Raw genomic sequence first — 16,335 nt, forward strand, 5'->3', positions numbered from 1 at the left:
TTGGACCAAGGGATTTGGCAACCGTAATGGTTATGATTGGCCCAAACAGATTGATCGTTGGAAAACTAAAAAATGGAATAAGAAGCATAACGCATAAACAACTCTAACCATCACCAACAGTTCCTTCCTATAGCCCTCACTCGTTGAGGGCTTTTTTATGACATAAGCCTACCCTAGCTCTACCCTCCAACCACCCGTTTCCAAGCTTTTCTAACACCCTTCCAGGGCGTGCATACGTGCCATTCTGCTACTGGGCGAAACTGCTTATACATTATCATAGTTTCGTATAATAAATATCATGAATATCACCTTATAGTATTGTATATATTATATTTATAATAGTCATATATATATTCGTCTCTAATTACACACAAATAATAGTCTGCTATACATGACACTCAAATAATGTATATTCATATTATGTCGTTATATTATTACTTTATATCAATATGAATATATATATGACTATGTTAAGTTACTATTAATACTGGAATTATATTTCTCATTAGCTTTTGGCACAGCATTTGAACATATATAAGGCATGTTAGTAGCCGTCCTCATGTTATTCGTAGTCTTTTCCTTCACAGGTGTTGCCGTGCTGAACGTTGCCTATGTCTCCACAGCCAGCTCTCACGAGACTGTTAACAACATCAAAGTGCAATATGCCCTGGAGTCCTCATTGAATGAAAGCTTATGGCGCCTGAACAGCGGAGCCGACACTTTGGTTAACACCAGTGTTGATGGCATCACTACTATCTTTAATCTTGAATTGAATATTTTAAGCGTTGATGTTGATAAGTTCCAGATGGAAACTGAGATCCTTATAGACCTCTCTGATGATACGCATTTTGATCGTGGTATTGCAGCTGAAGCAGAGGTTTCCTTAGACGGGTATGATCCAGGTTTATCAGATGATAATCAAGTACGTGGTGGATTCAATTTCTTACCTGAAGCTGACCTTCAATATTTTCTCGATAATGCCACACAAATCCATACGTCCTCATATAAGCATTGGACCAACAATACTTTTCCTGATGGAATCCATGTTTTTACTGGAAATTTCATATCCCTACAAGATGTTAGAATCACCTCTGGCACTCTCATCTTCACCGGTCACCATATTAATTTTTGGGGCGACAACGAGATCACAGCACCTGCCGGTGATACTACCAGCACTTCAGCCGCCCTGATATTCACAAACCCAAGCCAGGATTTTGAAATGTTCAGCCTTGGCGGAAATGAATCAATCATCGGAGCCATCTACTGCAAGGGTGATATAGAACTTCATAATGGATATGTTTCAGGTCCCGTCATTGGTCGCAATGTGAGCCTCGGAAGCAACATCGATGTTATGGATGAAGAGCACAGTGATCGTTATCGTTGGACCAAAGGTTTTGGCAACAGAGACAATTATGATTGGCCCAAACAGATTGGTCGCTGGAAAACCAAGAAATGGAATAAGAAACACAACGCCTAAACAGAACTGCAAAACAACCCACATATAGCCCCCTAGAGCCCTCCTAACACGAGGGCTTTTTTATTGCTGCAAAGGACTGCATATCATTTATGTTATTGTTTATAATGTGATTATCTGAGTCATATATATATTCATTATTATTTTATTGTCTTTAAGAGTCTTATTATTACTACACTCCCGTTTGTTACTATTGCTTATTGTCGTACATTTAATACCATTATAAAATGTGAATAAATTTAGGACATATCTAAACAACTGTTAAATAAGTACTTATAGAGCATTAATAATTTTGGCATGCGATTTGAATGTATATATGGCAGTATGCGAAACACAACACAACATAATAGTTCTAATCATCACCAGACCATGGCAGTGGTTGCCATAATCGGAGTCTCATCATGTTAGTAGCCGTCCTTATGCTCTTCCTCGTTTTTAGTTTTACTGGTGTGGCCGTACTTAATGTAGCATACGTTTCAACTGCCAGCTCAGCTGAGACCGTTAATAATATCAAACTACAGTATGCCATGGAATCTTCAGTGAACGAATCCTTATGGCTCTTAAACAACGGTCCTGACAGTCTTATTAATGTTTCAGCTGATGGCATCACCACAATCTTTGATCCAGTCTTGAATACCCTGAGTGTTAATGTTGACAGATTTCAGATGGAAACAGAAATCCTCCTGGACCTTTCTGACGATACTCATTTCGATAGAGGTATTGCTGCTGAAGGATCTGTCAGTCTAGATGGCTATGATCCTGGTTTGGAAGATGAAAATCAGGCACGTGGTGGCTTTAACTTTCTTCCTGAAGCAGATCTTCAATATTTTCTTGATAATGCTACTTCAGTACACACTAACTCCTGGAAGGTCTGGTCCAACAACACCTTTCCTAATGGTATCCACGTATTTACTGGTAACTACATTGCCCTTGATGATATTAGAATTACTTCCGGAACATTAGTTTTCACTGGACACCATGTAAGTTTTTGGGGCGACAATGAAATTACTGCTCCCGCAGGCGATACTACCGGTACCTATCCAGCAGTAATCTTCACCAACCCCAATCAAGATTTTGATATCTATAGCATAAATGGATCTGAAACTATAGTCGGAGCGATCTACTGCAAGGGCAATATCAACATACAAAATGGCAACATTTCAGGACCCGTCATCGGACGCAATGTCTCACTGAATAACCACTTCAATCTGTTGGATGCTGAGCATAGTGACCGTTATCGCTGGACAAAAGGTTTTGGAAACCGAAGTGACTACGATTGGCCAAAGCAGATCGGTCGCTGGAAAACCAAGTCATGGAAGAAAAAACATCATCAGGCATAACCCATGTCACCCGGTTTAACTATCACCAAACACACCCTGCATAAGGAGAATAGAAAATGACAACAACAACCGAACGGATTTTCAGCGGTATGCCAAAACCAAATAGTTCAAGAATGGTACGTGGGTTTTCTATGGTGGAACTGGCCATTGTCATTGGCATGATAGCACTTTTGACTGCCATTGCCATTCCCATCTATGCATCTAATGTTAATAAGGCTAAATTGAGTGAGGCTGATGCCAACCTGGGTAGCATCCGGACTCAGCTTCGCATTTATTACGGCCAGAATAGTGAATATCCCAAGGCTCCCACCGGGGCTATGGTGGTTGGTGCTCACTGGAATGACATTAACACCGGTGGACTAACGGGTAAGTACTTTGAAGATTCTGCATATAGATATGTAAGTGCAGAAGGAATTCAGTTCACAATAACCTGCCAAGCAGAATCTCAACTCAATTCAGATCGAACCATTGACGAATCCGGAAATCTAGCTGGCGGAAATTAGGAAGTCTCATGAACGCTATCATGGTACAGCAATCAAAACATGTTGAGCTAGATCCCATTGGCAGCTATTCTAAAATCGAATCCCTGCCCGCTCAGGATTCAAATCCGCAACAAATAGCTCTATCATTCCCCTTAGTATGTATTGAAAACTACCATCAGTATGCTGAATCAGATCAGACCGCGTTCATCGATATTAAACATCTTAAAGCTTGTCCTCGACTAGCAGGTTCCCAAGATCAGGCTGATCCTGACCTTGTGATGAAGGGTGGTCGTTGAAAACCAATTGATGGGATTATTTGTTTTCCCGCAGAACACCTCCAGCCCACCAATCAACCCAAAAAGTCCTCCGTAATCTGGGGGATTTTTTTATTATCGAAATACCTGGTTTGTAGCCTTTTTGAATAGAATCTAGAGCAGGCATTTCTATATTCATTAGATGTGTGTGACCTGAAATGAATTACGAATTGCTTATAAAATAAAACCAAGCATTTAGGGATCGTGGCTAGAGCAAAAAAAATAAGAATCGGTATAGATATTGGGACCAATGCTATCAAGGTGGCCGCATACTATACTAAAAAAAGTAGCCGTAAACATGCCAAGCTATTAAAGTACGACTATCTTGAAGAGGATGTTGTTAAAGATGTGCGTGAGATAAATGAAACTCACGTCATGAATGGTGTCAAAACCCTCTTGTCTGAATTGCCCTATAAACGAGCCGATATCAACGTGGGTCTCAGTGCAAAATATCAGAACCTGTTTTTCCTGCAACTTCCCCAGATCGCTACACACGAATTGAAGCAGGCTCTTTTTTGGGAATTGTCTCCCCTACTGGCTGATCCTGCCGATAACTATGACTATGACTTTACCGTCCTGCCACAATCGCAGAAGAAAAAACTGAATGTCTTACTCGCTGTTATAAAGAAGAATCGAATTGAGTGGCTAACCAAAGTTTTCAAGTCGCTTTCTACCAATATTAGAGTGTTGGAAACCAGTACCTTGCCCACCGTTCAACTATTTCATAAAATGAATCCTAAAATCACTGAAGCGGTTGGTATTTTGCAATTGGGTGGTACAAATTCACACTATACGATTATTGATTCTGCCCAGCATCCTGAATTTCTCTATCTTCCTTTTGGTGGCAACAATCTCAACTCCATTATTGCCAAGTCTGCAGATATTTCATTTATCGAAGTGGAATACTTGCGCAGGGGAGTCCTTGAGGTCAGCTCAAATGACCAGCCGATTACAGCATTGTACATGGAAAACAAAATCGTCGGGCAGAAGCTCAAAGAATTATCCCTGACCATTCGCAAATTAAACTTCAGACACTTTTATAATACCGGCCAGAAGGTTGAGAAACTTTATGTTACAGGTGGCTTGCTAAATGATTCATTCATCAAATCCTTTTTTACCTTATCTGAAGAGATTATGGAAATCCCTGCTGAGATATGGGATCCTATGTCGGAATTCTTTCCAGATATAGAAGTTACCACCGGTAATCAATATCAATTTTCCACGGCAATTGGGTTGGCTCTGAGATAGTAATGGAATATCAACTAAATTTTCTAAGCTCCACTGCCGATGAACGCGTAAGGCGACATCTCAAGCGATTTAGTTTTCTATTGTATGTCATCATATTTGGTGCAACCATCTTTATTCTGGTGAGGACTCATGAAAGTCAAGCCTACATGGCTCAGGTATTTGAAGGTTTGAACTCTGATATTGAAGGGAAAATCTCAAGCGTTGAACCACGTATGTTATTTCTTGAACGCAAAATCGGGGTTCGTAATCGATTAAGAAAAGAATCTGATGTCTTCCTGCAGCCCAGTGCCCGGCCGTCCGTCTGGCGCAAAATATTGATCGATATTACCAAAGCCTTACCACCGGATCTGGTGATTACAAAAATTTTCTCCAAGGCCGAAGTAAAGACCAACAAAAAAAAGGATACTGGCCCTGATTTAACCATTGAAGGCTATACCTACATCGAGGGTGGGAACCGGGATATTCTTTCTGTGGATAATTTCCGCGGGAATCTTCTCTTTAGCTTACCGCTATCTACACTCTACTCTGATATCAAGGTAGAAAACAACCGAATTTACAAAGAAGAAGACCGACTTAAGTTGGTATTCTCACTGGGATTGTACCGATGAAAAAACAATTCCAATTCTGGTTAGAAGCAGTACAGATGAAATGGTTGGTAACAGCCATTGTAATCTATTTCGCTATTACAGGTTCTTCCCTGCAAGTTCTGATCCTGCCTGAGAGTCAACGCTACGATGAGGCCGTGCTAAGACAGAACCAACTCGCAGAGACCTATATCGACCTGGTGAGCCTTGATATAGAGATGGCTATTGAAAACCTTAATACTCAGTTGGCCGTCCTGGACTCTTTGGAAGCAATCTTCAAGTCGCGCCTGTTGGGGAGTACTCGAGTTAATGCTATTTTCCCGGTTCTCGATAGGTTCTGTACCAATGCTTTGCTAAAAGTTGTCACCCTGGAGCCCATGAATAAATTTAATAATATTGGCAAAAACTATCAGGCTCATCTAATTAGATTGAGTATGATTGGGAGATTTCAGGACTTTCTGAAGTTCCTGGATATGATCGAGAAGCATAGTGAATGGATTCTTATTGATGAAATGGGCATAAAGCCTCTTGAACGAAATGACTATGCCCGATATGATTTAACACTCTCAGTTTTAGTCTCAAAAGGGGGAAAAAGTGAAGAATAAAAACACCACCCTCCTGATTTTTCTGCTGGCTTTCATTGTTCTACTTTCTGGTGGTCTGTATTTCACAGGAACCTTTGATAAAATATTTTCTGCCGAAGTGGCTGGGACAGTTGGCAACACACTTGCGTTGGATCTGGAGACGCTTCAGACCACGATAAGAACCGTATCTTCTAAAAGCATTGAGAATCTTGCATTCGTCGAAGCCATAGATACTCTCAGTTCAAATGCTGACCTGACGAAAATGCGTAATCCCTTTGTAAGAGTCTATGTGGCACCACCTCCCAAGCCAAAAGAGGATAAACCAGAACCTAAAGCCACCAAGAAGACCACTAAGAAGCCGGTCACGCGCAAAAAACGTATTGTACGACCCAAAATTACCATCAATGGTATTATCTGGGATAGATCAGCTCCATACGCTATTTTAAACAATGATATTTATGGCGAAGGTGACCAGATACAAGGGTACACTGTCCAAACCATACAGGACACAATGATCGTATTAGGAAATAGTGATGATATTTTTTCCATTGTTATCGAGAGAGAGTGATATGAGATCAAGCAATAATTTCAATCAGTTAGTCCGCACTACTATAATTCTGTTAATTGCGCTGATGCCACTGTTTGCACTTGCTCAAGCCAGTGGAGATAAAATCTCCATTTCTGTGAAAGAAGTCAAATTAGAGAACGTTCTTCGTATTCTCAGTGAGAAAAGTGGAATGATTTTCATCTCTGATCCCGAAATCCGTACCAAAAAAATTACTCTGGATTTGAAAGAGATTGCACCATTGGAAGCACTTTCTATAATGACCGAGCTATATGATTTGGGATTTCAACAGCTCGGTACTTCAGGTAAATACCTAGTCACCAACAAGGACGATATAGCCATCCCAACTCGGATAGAATCATATGAATGCCAGTTTGCTGTGTCAACCGACCTTGCCGGTGCCCTTTCTCCTTTTGTAACAGCTGAGATTGGAAGGGTTTTTGGTGATGTCAGGACCAATACCTTGATTATTCAAGACACGCCGGGTCAGGTTGCTGAGCTTCTAAAACTTATGGCGACTCTGGATGTCCATACAGACCAGGTACACATCAAAAGTGCCATTGTGGAAGTATCTCTCACCAATGATCATGACAGAGGGGTCCAGTGGTTTACCAAGCAAGATGCTGGCAATGGCGACGTTCGCAGTGTCTTTCAAACAAACTTTGGATTACGTGATCTGTTTACTGAGCCCCTTACAGATCCAACACCTGCTGCAATATCAGGTGGTTTTAGTTTGGGTATTATTGCTGCAGATATTGATGTCGTTCTGGGTATGCTGTCTACCACAAATGATTTAAATCTCCTCTCCACCCCTCATCTTATGGTACTAGATAATAAGCAGGCCGAGATAGAGGTTGGAGATCAAATTCCATATCCCAAGCTGAATGAATTTGGAATGACCTCATATGAATTTAAAAATGCAACGGTTAAGCTCTCTATTTTTGTTCATGTCAATAATGATTCGACCGTCACCATTCGACTATCACCCCAGGCTAATTTCCAACAGGGTGCAACTCCTGATGGTATCCCAATCATCTCTACCAGACGTGCCGTTACAGAAGTTATTGTAAAAAATGGCCAGACGGTGGTACTGGGAGGACTTATGCAAGAATCTGACGTGACCTCAATTTCGAAGATACCCATTCTTGGGTCCATCCCTATCATTGGTGAGCTTTTTAAATCTACTCAAACCAACAAGAAAAAAACTGAACTTTTGGTTATGATTACTCCTGAGATTGTCGACATTTATAAGAACGGGATTAAAAGGAAAGATCTTGAAAAAATTCCCCGTGAGTTTATTCGATCGATCAAATAAATCAGGGATTGCTTACCCCTAAAGACATAGTTGCTCTCGCTTTTCGATCAATAAATTTCAGTCTATAAAGGTCTCGGAACCTGTGGCTGTATTTCCAGTGAGTAAATTCACACTTCTCGTTAATCGTAATATCTCCTTTCTGTGGGTGGGGCAACTCGTTTCCCAAGCCGGTGACAGTATTACACATATGGCTGTTATCTGGTTGATGCTGGACATCACGGGATCGCCTTCCATGACAGGTTTTATTGCCTTCGCTGCCACTGCTCCCGCGCTAATTTTTGGATTGTTTTCAGGTGTACTGGCTGATCATTATCGGCGTAGAACGCTCATGCTCATTAGCGATATCGCTCGATTTTTTCTCATCCTGCTCATCCCCCTATTCTACTCTTTGGATATGCTAAGCCCCCTGCTTCTGGCTACAATTGTTTTTGCTGCTGCATCCTTTGGAACCCTTTTTAATCCTGCCAGGGACGCCATCATCCCTGAGTTGGTTCATAAATCTCAGCTGCTGAAGATCAATGCTCTAATCCAGTCGACTGGCTACCTTGCCTATTTTGTCGGTTTATTTGGTGCTGGTATGCTTCTCTCCGCCCTGGGTATAGTGAATCTCTTTTTTCTAGATTCAGGAACCTTTTTAATATCATTTCTCATGATTATGCTGATTTCATATAAACGTGGTGAGAAACGAGCAACTACTTATGAAAACCGGCATCTTTCCGAGCTCAAAAAGGGCTTAAGATATGTCATTTATGAAGACCGCCGACTTTTCTGGATCATTCTAATAACAGCATTGAATAATCTTTTTATCATGGGTCCTGCCGTGGTGGGTACGCCATTGCTAATCAAAGAGGTCTGGGATGGAAGTGGTAGAGATTTTGCCTTCATTGAGTCCAGTTACGGAGTAGGCATGCTCATTGCCACAATCTTTGTATATCGTTATGCCAGCAGATACAAAAAGGGGACCTGGCTCATGCTGGGATTGATTTATGATGGACTAACCTTCATCCCTCTCTATTGGGTGGGACGTCTTGGTTTTGATCCGTTTTGGTTGACCCTATCAATCATATTTATCCATTCTCTGGGTATCCCGTTTATACAGGTTACCAGAACCACTCTGATCCACTCCCTGGTTCCTGGACATATGCAGGGACGTGTTTTTTCTATGGTTAATCTTGCCGTCATTGGTGTGATGTCAATTTCAGTCGCCTTGACGGGTGTTCTGGCGGAATGGATTTCACCTCGCACCATTTTCCTTTTAATTGGAGTGGGCGCGGCCATGAGCGGTTTGATGGGATTATCAATGAAAACAATACGAGATGCGGATTAATGGATCATTTTATCCCTAATCTGAGCAAACTCCTAAAACAGCCCCTACCTGGCTGGACGGCTCAAAAGCACCTCATGCCAGAGGGACGTGAATTAGAAATCCTTGGTCATAATCTACATCCTGCAGCCGTGCTGATCTCCCTTTACCATCAAGATGGAGAGTGGCTTTTTCCGTTGATTCGACGAACGGTGGATGGTTTTGCTCACAGCGGGCAAATTGCTCTCCCAGGCGGCCGACGGGATGGTGCTGAGAGCGATATCCAAACTGCTTTGCGGGAAGCCCATGAAGAGGTAAATATTTTACCCGAAAATGTTGAGGTGATTGGAAAGACCAGTGTGCTGCCCATCCCTGTGAGTAATCATATCGTTCAACCTGTGGTGGGATATACTCAGCATAAACCAGACTTCATCCCAGAGCCCAAAGAGGTTGCAGAGATATTTAGTGTTTCGATTACGTCACTCTGTGAAAGGGAAATTCAATACGAATTGCGACACTTTAAAAAGCAAGACTGGGAAATCCCATTTTTTGAAATAAATGGACACAAAGTTTGGGGAGCCACAGCCATGATCTTAAGTGAGTTTCGGACCCTGGTGACTAAAGTGGTCTAATTGGAGTCTGCCTTTAAACTTTTCTTTCACAACGAAACAAACGAAATCCACAAAAATATTTAATACTATTTCGTAATATCCGTCAAATTCGCCTGCCTTGCCGTAGCTGTATAGCGCAGGCAGGTTGTAAAAAACTGTAGTAGCGTCTGTTTAGAACTAACATTATAGACAGACACTAATTATTCTAGCGCTGTACCGGCCAGACCCACTTCCTGGGCAACACCTGTCAAAGCATCAATCACAAATTGGAAATGTTCATTCTCATCAAGCTCAAGTTCCAGAATTCCCTGGACGATATCATCTCTATTGACGCTGGCAGCGAAGGACTTTTGTTTCAACTTTTTCCTGATTGATCTTGACACCACATCACGAACGGCTTTACTTGGCCGAACATAGGTCACTGCAAAAACAAATCCCACCAACTCATCGACGGCAAACAAAGATTTGGCCATCACTGTTTTTCTTTCCACACCTGTATATTCAGCATGTCCCATAATAGCATCTAGGATTTCCTGGGGATATCCCAGTCCTTTGAGAATTTCGACGCCCTTATAGGGATGCTCTTCAGCAGTTGGATATTTTTCATAATCAAAATCGTGAAGCAAGCCTGTGATACCCCAGACCTCAGGGTCACCCCCATATTTGCCTGCCATGGCGCGCATGGTGGCTTCTACCCCAAGGGCATGTTTTCTCAAAGAATCACTCACTGTGTATTCACACAGCAAATCCCAGGCTGATTGGCGATCGAGCACCATGATTGACCTCCCTAATTGTTAAATGTACCGAATATATTAGGAGACAGGGTTAACCTGTCTATCCATTAGAACAAGTCAAACTCTCCAATATTGAGGCCCACTCCCACTCTGTGCGTTTGACCGGCAACAGTGGTTAGTTCTGAAAATCCAGTGCCATAATGAAGATCTATATATTTTGTCCGGATGCGTGCTCCAACCTGAAACTGATCTAAAGCATTGCGACCCAATTGAATAAATAGTTGATTCTGAAACCCGATTTCCAGACCCGTGGCATATCCCCAGGTTTCCTTATTCAGCTCAGCTTGTTTCCCGGTAAGCGAGACCTCAGCCTGGACAATGGGATGGATGATGAAGGGGATATTTTCAAAGTTTATATAATAGTCAGCGCCCAGAAATAGTTGAGGTGCATATACTTCAGTGAGACCAGAGCTCCAGAACAGGGTTGTACTCAGAACATCTGTCACTTCAATACCCAGACGCATTTTCTCAATGGGCTGGTATAACAAACCGCCATGAAATCCCACTCCAAAACCGCTTTCAGAATACAAATCGTGATACAGCAGGCGTGCGGTTCCGTGTACAGCAAGCTTTGGGTTAAGCAGATGAGAATAACCTAATTCGGCTAAAAATTGCTGTGTGCTAAAATAACTGATGGAGTTTATGTTCAGGCGTTCCCCTGGATCCAGCTCACCATTATCCTCGGTTCCATCTGAATCGTTGGTACCTGAAACCCCATCCGTCCCGTAATCCAGTAAGGACTTGCGAGTATCTGCAATACCACTTACGCCACCGCGAAATATTAGCAGCGACCAATTATCTTTGATACCGCTGAGGACATCTGTCTGGTAGACACCTCCAAAACCTTCTGTATGTTGAAAACCAAGTTTTTGATCCCGTCCAGAGAGATAGGCCACATTGGATCCAGGACTTGGGTTGGCCATGGGCAGGGCCTTGATATTTCCAAGCGCATAGGCATCGATAGACATACCCAGGACGAATGGATCTTCTCCATAGGAAACAGATTCAGCCAGTAAAACGGCAGGAAGGAAGATAAGAAGTGATAAATATTTCATAGAAAGCTTACGCCTTTGAGGTATCCATGGTTCCTGACTAGTTATCTTCGCCGATGCTCTTGGCCATCTCATCTAAAAGCACCATTGCTTCAAGAGGTGTCATCTGGTCCAGCTTTAACCCCTTAAGCTTGTCACGGAGCACCCGCTCCTGCTTATCAAAAAGGGACATCTGGTGGGTATCAAAGGTTGGAGTGGACTCACTAATTTCATCGGAGCGTACACTAATTTCGCCAGAATCAAGATCAGACAGGATTTCATTGGCACGCTGGATCACCGGCAGGGGCACTCCTGCCATCTGAGCTACATGGATACCATAAGACTTGCTGGCACCACCAGGAACTATCTTCCTCAGGAAGATGACCTTCTCATCGTATTCACGGACAGCCACATTGTAATTCTTCAAACGGGGCAGAATGCCTTCCAGCTTGGTTAATTCATGATAATGTGTGGCAAAAAGAGTGCGGGCGGCCTGTTCGGTTTTTCCATGGAGATATTCAATAAGGGCCCAGGCAATGGCCAGGCCATCGTAGGTGGAAGTTCCACGGCCGATCTCATCCAGGAGGATCAGGCTGCGTTGAGTGGCATTGTTGAGAATGTTGGCAGTTTCATTCATTTCAACCAGAAAAGTTGATTCTCCACCAGCCAGGTTATCTGAGGCACCAACGCGAGTAAAGATTCTATCCACCATACCGATTTTAGCCTTATCGGCTGGAATAAAGCAACCAATCTGTGCCAGAAGCACCAACAGCCCTACCTGTCGCAGATAAGTGGACTTCCCTGCCATATTTGGACCGGTAATTAACAATATCTGATCTGCTGAAGCGTCGATAAGCAGATCATTGGGAATGAAGGCCTCATCTACAGGGAGCAACTGTTCTATAACAGGATGCCGCCCATTGCTGATCTCAATTTGGAGACTTTGGTTCAGTTCAGGACGACAGTAGTTTCGGTCATAGGATATTTTTGCAAAGGTACTTACCACATCCAGCCTGGCGATAAAATCAGCAATCGCCTGGATATTGACAGCTTCTGTCAGCACCTGGATTCTGAGATCATCAAATATTTCGTACTCCCGGGCTGTATAGCGCTCTTCAGCATGAAGAACCTTTTCTTCATATTCTTTGAGCTCTTCAGTAATAAAGCGCTCAGAATTCACCAGGGTCTGTTTGCGGATATAATCTTCAGGAACCAGATCTTTGTGGGTGTTGGTAATATCTATATAGTAGCCAAATACGCGGTTGTAGCCAATTTTCAGGGATGAAATTCCCAGACGCTGTCTTTCAGTAGCTTGAAATTCCACCAGCCAGGCCTTGGCATTGCGGGCAATACCGCGAATCTCATCCAACTCAGGGTCAATGCCATCACGGATTAACCCCCCATTCTTTACGGAAACGGGTGGTTCATCTACAATAAGACGTTCCAGCTCGGCAAGGAGTGGACTGACATCAGGTAAGGCTTCGACGTGGAGACCAATTTTATGAATATGCTTGTCGTCAAGAAGCTTCGCAAGTTCGGGTAATAGCTGGATGGAACTTCTAAGACCTGCCAAATCACGGCCTGAGCCACGGGTTGAACTCAATTTTGAAAGCAATCGTTCCAGATCGGCGATTTGCTTTAATATTTCGCGCAGCTTCTGACGTAATTCTGAATGTTCAAAAAAGACCTGCACCTGATCCAGGCGATTCTCGATGCGCTCTTTGTCTAAAAGGGGCTTGTGGAGCCAATCACGGAGAAGTCGACCACCACCAGAGGTTACAGATTCATCCAGGGCAGAAATCAGGGTCCCCTCATCACCACCCCTGAGGGATCGGAACAATTCAAGGTTTCGGAGTGAATCATCATCAATGGTCATCCAGTCATCGGCACTGAGACTCTGAATTCCGGTCACGTGTTTCAAATCCCGACCCTGGTAACTCTGCAAATAATACAATATGGCACCGGCTGCCGAAGTCCCGGCTTTCATCCCGCTCATCCCAAAACCCTTGAGTCCCTGGGTTTTGAATTGTTTGGTAAGCTCACTCTGTGCAAAATCTATATTGAAAACCCAGCTCTCTACTCTGGTTATTAACCATTTTCCATGGCCAAGATAGGATTCCGATTCAGAATCATCCTCAGACAACAATATTTCACGGGGGGACAAACCAGCGAGAAACGCCCTCAATTGATTAGGGAGAAGCTCCAAAACACTGAATTTCCCAGTTGATACATCCAGGAAGGATAAGCCAATTCGTTTATTCCCGGCAAAAACACAAACCAGATAATTGGACTCCTTGGCAGTCAGGAAATGTTCGCTCATGGCGGAGCCTGGGGTGGCAACTTCCACGACCTGTCTTTTTACAATACCCTTGGCTTGTTTGGGATCCTCCACCTGTTCGCAAATGGCCACACGCAGACCCGCCTGCATATATTTATAAAGGTATGCATCCAGGGCATGATAGGGAAATCCCGCCAGAGGAACCTTGGCAGCCTTGCCGTTGGAACGACTTGTAAGGGTTATACCCAGGACTTTTGAAGTAACTTTGGCATCATCGCCAAAGGTTTCATAGAAATCGCCCATACGATATAAAAGCAATACATCGGGATACTTGGCCTTGATCTCCAGATATTGTTTCATGAGTGGCGTCGTGCCATCATCGGTCTTTTTTTGCTTTGCTGACATCTAATTAATATAGACTATAATTACATATTACGAATTAGGAATGTGGACTAGAGTTCCTCACCGACCCAGCGTCTGACATCTCCATCGCGAAGGAGTAAGCCTTTGCGCTCGGCATAGTTCAGCATGGGTAGGATGTACTTCCTGGTGGTAGGGATGAACTCTCGCAACTGTGCCACAGTCAATTCAGGATTACTTCTGAACCATTTTTTCAGAGCCTCTATGAAGTAATCAACCTGAACGTTGAGCAAGTGGAAATCCTTATCGATGCGCACCAGCTCCTTATGCTGAATCATCCACTGGAGGACTGAATACTCCTGAGCATTCAAAGATCCTTTCAACTCATCCATGGAGGGTGATGAAAAATTGGAATGATTGAAAATATCCACGATTTTTTGTTTTGCCTGTTCATCTCCTTTGTCCAGAGTGCCCTGATGCCCGGATAGCTGCCAGAGATCACCTTGATTCTTAAGGATGCCCTCTCCCAGAGCAGAGGCCAGGACAAATTCACGATTGGCTTGGCCCAGATCGGTCAGTTTCTCTCTGGGTAAACCCTTGCCAAGCGGTTCTTTCTCATGGTAATTCTCTAGAACCTGTTGGATTTGAGCAAGGCTCCTGGCATATAGTGAGCGTTTGATGAACTTATCCTGGTGACTTTTAAAATCCTCTGATTTCTGGAGCAAGGTGTGAACCTTGGACTCTGCCACACTGAGATAGCGGGCAATTTCTCGTCTATTTAAGGGCCGATTAAAGAAATCCATTGTGGCGTTTATCAAAACAGATAGATCATCTGTTATTAGGGATTTAAGAATCGGAAGATGCTTATCCTGCTTCTTCAATCGATGGTCCATGGCCCAGAGTAATTCGGCGCCACCAAGAGTCTCCTCAGGGGATAGATATCGGATGACCATTTTTTCCTTAAAGCCTGCTGAAATCGATTCTTCAAAGAAGAATTGTGCCATCATGGTTTGACCTGGATCGCATTGGTTGGCTTCCAGGAGATGGACTCGGGCCTCACGTTTTCCTGTTCCAACATGGACATGGATACGATCTGCTTCTTTGACCGGCTTTTTCCAGTGCGGCAAGACACTCAACTCTGCTACCCAGGTGGTCCCCGTCTGAAACATGCCAGGACTGCCCAGAAAGGCACCCCTACCCAGTTCTTCGACGCTGGCACCACCGAGATTGATAGCTCCCCGATCACCAAATTTGATTTTATCCACTTCAAGATGATGGGACTGGAGTCCACGCACGGGAAAGGTACTTTCCTGTGGAAAAAGCTCCACACTTTGACCTTTTCTCAACTCATGGGAGAGCACGGTTCCAGTTACAACTGTACCGAAACCTTTGACTGAGAAAACCCGATCAATGGGAAGACGAAAGACACCCTGCCTATCCTGACTTTTTATTTCAGAAATGGTTTGATCGAGAGCTCCTCGCAAATCTTCAATTCCCTGCCCCGTTGTGGCTGACACAGGGATAATTTTGGTGTCAGGATAGCCCCTGTCAGTGAGATAGGTGGCCACTTCTTCAGCAACCAATTCAAGCCAGTCAGGATCAACGAGATCTGATTTGTTCAGAGCCACCAGAATTTTTCTAATGCCAAGAATGTGCAAAATATCCAGGTGTTCACGGGTCTGGGGCATAACCCCATCATCAGCAGCAATCACCAGCATGGCGGCATCCACAGTGCTGACTCCAGTGACCATGTTCTTAATGAACTTTTCGTGGCCGGGGACATCGATAAAGGTGACATCTTCACTATAAAAGGCGATACCAATATCTATGGTCACACCCCGTCGTTTTTCTTCCTCGAGACGATCTGTATCCACACCGGTGAGTGCTTTGACCAGAGCTGTTTTTCCGTGGTCAATATGACCGGCTAATCCGATTACTTTTTGCATACTGACCTGGAAATTTGAAACTTGAAACTTGGAGGGGTAGGTCTCCATTTAATTCCATCATCATTAGCAAAGTAATTCATTGTATCAAGTTTATCCCAATTTCTAG

At 43.4% G+C, this 16,335-nt stretch carries 15 protein-coding genes; 11 read left to right on the plus strand and 4 right to left on the minus strand.

Going from position 1 to position 16,335, the window contains the following annotated elements:
* Positions 1-541: 541 nt before the first annotated feature.
* The 11 genes from ISR87_04980 to ISR87_05030 all read left to right on the plus strand — a co-directional run bounded on the left by ISR87_04980 (position 542) and on the right by ISR87_05030 (position 9,841).
* The gene (locus tag ISR87_04980) at positions 542-1,477 is read left to right on the plus strand and encodes a hypothetical protein (GenBank protein MBL7024790.1); all 936 of its coding nucleotides are present in this window, start codon (positions 542-544) and stop codon (positions 1,475-1,477) included.
* A gap of 398 nt (positions 1,478-1,875) precedes the next feature.
* Entirely contained in the window at positions 1,876-2,814 is a 939-nt protein-coding gene (locus ISR87_04985; GenBank protein ID MBL7024791.1) for a hypothetical protein, read from the plus strand.
* Between the two features lie 56 nt (positions 2,815-2,870).
* Positions 2,871-3,317, plus strand: a complete 447-nt coding sequence (locus ISR87_04990) for a hypothetical protein (GenBank protein MBL7024792.1) — start codon at positions 2,871-2,873, stop codon at positions 3,315-3,317.
* A gap of 8 nt (positions 3,318-3,325) precedes the next feature.
* Positions 3,326-3,592 (plus strand): hypothetical protein, encoded by a 267-nt coding sequence (locus ISR87_04995; GenBank protein MBL7024793.1) that lies wholly within the window; start codon positions 3,326-3,328, stop codon positions 3,590-3,592.
* Between the two features lie 222 nt (positions 3,593-3,814).
* The gene (gene pilM, locus ISR87_05000) at positions 3,815-4,858 is read left to right on the plus strand and encodes a pilus assembly protein PilM (protein ID MBL7024794.1); all 1,044 of its coding nucleotides are present in this window, start codon (positions 3,815-3,817) and stop codon (positions 4,856-4,858) included.
* A gap of 2 nt (positions 4,859-4,860) precedes the next feature.
* Positions 4,861-5,466: a hypothetical protein gene (locus ISR87_05005; protein MBL7024795.1), complete on the plus strand. Its 606-nt coding sequence runs from the start codon at positions 4,861-4,863 to the stop codon at positions 5,464-5,466.
* On the plus strand, positions 5,463-6,047 hold the full coding sequence (locus tag ISR87_05010) for a hypothetical protein (GenBank protein ID MBL7024796.1): 585 nt from the start codon (positions 5,463-5,465) through the stop codon (positions 6,045-6,047). The genes ISR87_05005 and ISR87_05010 overlap by 4 nt, the downstream gene beginning before the upstream one ends.
* The gene (locus ISR87_05015; protein ID MBL7024797.1) at positions 6,037-6,594 is read left to right on the plus strand and encodes a hypothetical protein; all 558 of its coding nucleotides are present in this window, start codon (positions 6,037-6,039) and stop codon (positions 6,592-6,594) included. The genes ISR87_05010 and ISR87_05015 overlap by 11 nt, the downstream gene beginning before the upstream one ends.
* Position 6,595: 1 nt before the next feature.
* The gene (locus ISR87_05020) at positions 6,596-7,906 is read left to right on the plus strand and encodes a hypothetical protein (GenBank protein ID MBL7024798.1); all 1,311 of its coding nucleotides are present in this window, start codon (positions 6,596-6,598) and stop codon (positions 7,904-7,906) included.
* 82 nt (positions 7,907-7,988) lie between these two features.
* Positions 7,989-9,233, plus strand: a complete 1,245-nt coding sequence (locus tag ISR87_05025; GenBank protein ID MBL7024799.1) for an MFS transporter — start codon at positions 7,989-7,991, stop codon at positions 9,231-9,233.
* Positions 9,233-9,841, plus strand: coding sequence for a CoA pyrophosphatase (locus ISR87_05030; protein MBL7024800.1), 609 nt, complete (start codon positions 9,233-9,235; stop codon positions 9,839-9,841). The genes ISR87_05025 and ISR87_05030 overlap by 1 nt, the downstream gene beginning before the upstream one ends.
* A 179-nt stretch (positions 9,842-10,020) precedes the next feature.
* Here the strand turns inward: ISR87_05030 and ISR87_05035 are convergent, their stop codons facing one another.
* The 4 genes from ISR87_05035 to selB all read right to left on the minus strand — a co-directional run bounded on the left by ISR87_05035 (position 10,021) and on the right by selB (position 16,229).
* On the minus strand, positions 10,021-10,596 hold the full coding sequence (locus tag ISR87_05035) for an HDIG domain-containing protein (GenBank protein ID MBL7024801.1): 576 nt from the start codon (positions 10,594-10,596) through the stop codon (positions 10,021-10,023).
* A 65-nt stretch (positions 10,597-10,661) separates the two neighbouring features.
* A complete protein-coding gene (locus ISR87_05040) occupies positions 10,662-11,669 on the minus strand; it encodes a hypothetical protein (protein ID MBL7024802.1) in 1,008 nt (335 codons plus the stop codon).
* A gap of 37 nt (positions 11,670-11,706) precedes the next feature.
* Entirely contained in the window at positions 11,707-14,328 is a 2,622-nt protein-coding gene (gene mutS, locus ISR87_05045; GenBank protein MBL7024803.1) for a DNA mismatch repair protein MutS, read from the minus strand.
* Between the two features lie 47 nt (positions 14,329-14,375).
* Complete coding sequence (gene selB, locus ISR87_05050; GenBank protein MBL7024804.1) at positions 14,376-16,229, minus strand: selenocysteine-specific translation elongation factor; 1,854 nt, start codon at positions 16,227-16,229, stop codon at positions 14,376-14,378.
* Between the last annotated feature and the right edge of the window lie 106 nt (positions 16,230-16,335).

It is taken from the genome of Candidatus Neomarinimicrobiota bacterium, from assembly GCA_016784545.1.
Classification (GTDB): domain Bacteria; phylum Fidelibacterota; class UBA8477; order UBA8477; family JABMPR01; genus JABMPR01.

Coding starts and splice junctions, on each gene's coding strand:
- ISR87_04990 (MBL7024792.1), top strand. CDS start 2,871: ATGACAACAACAACCGAACGGATTTTCAGCGGTATGCCAAAACCAAAT.
- ISR87_05040 (MBL7024802.1), bottom strand. CDS start 11,669: ATGAAATATTTATCACTTCTTATCTTCCTTCCTGCCGTTTTACTGGCT.
- ISR87_05020 (MBL7024798.1), top strand. CDS start 6,596: ATGAGATCAAGCAATAATTTCAATCAGTTAGTCCGCACTACTATAATT.
- mutS (MBL7024803.1), bottom strand. CDS start 14,328: ATGTCAGCAAAGCAAAAAAAGACCGATGATGGCACGACGCCACTCATG.
- ISR87_05005 (MBL7024795.1), top strand. CDS start 4,861: ATGGAATATCAACTAAATTTTCTAAGCTCCACTGCCGATGAACGCGTA.
- ISR87_04980 (MBL7024790.1), top strand. CDS start 542: ATGTTAGTAGCCGTCCTCATGTTATTCGTAGTCTTTTCCTTCACAGGT.
- ISR87_05035 (MBL7024801.1), bottom strand. CDS start 10,596: ATGGTGCTCGATCGCCAATCAGCCTGGGATTTGCTGTGTGAATACACA.
- ISR87_04995 (MBL7024793.1), top strand. CDS start 3,326: ATGAACGCTATCATGGTACAGCAATCAAAACATGTTGAGCTAGATCCC.
- ISR87_05010 (MBL7024796.1), top strand. CDS start 5,463: ATGAAAAAACAATTCCAATTCTGGTTAGAAGCAGTACAGATGAAATGG.
- selB (MBL7024804.1), bottom strand. CDS start 16,229: ATGCAAAAAGTAATCGGATTAGCCGGTCATATTGACCACGGAAAAACA.
- ISR87_04985 (MBL7024791.1), top strand. CDS start 1,876: ATGTTAGTAGCCGTCCTTATGCTCTTCCTCGTTTTTAGTTTTACTGGT.
- ISR87_05030 (MBL7024800.1), top strand. CDS start 9,233: ATGGATCATTTTATCCCTAATCTGAGCAAACTCCTAAAACAGCCCCTA.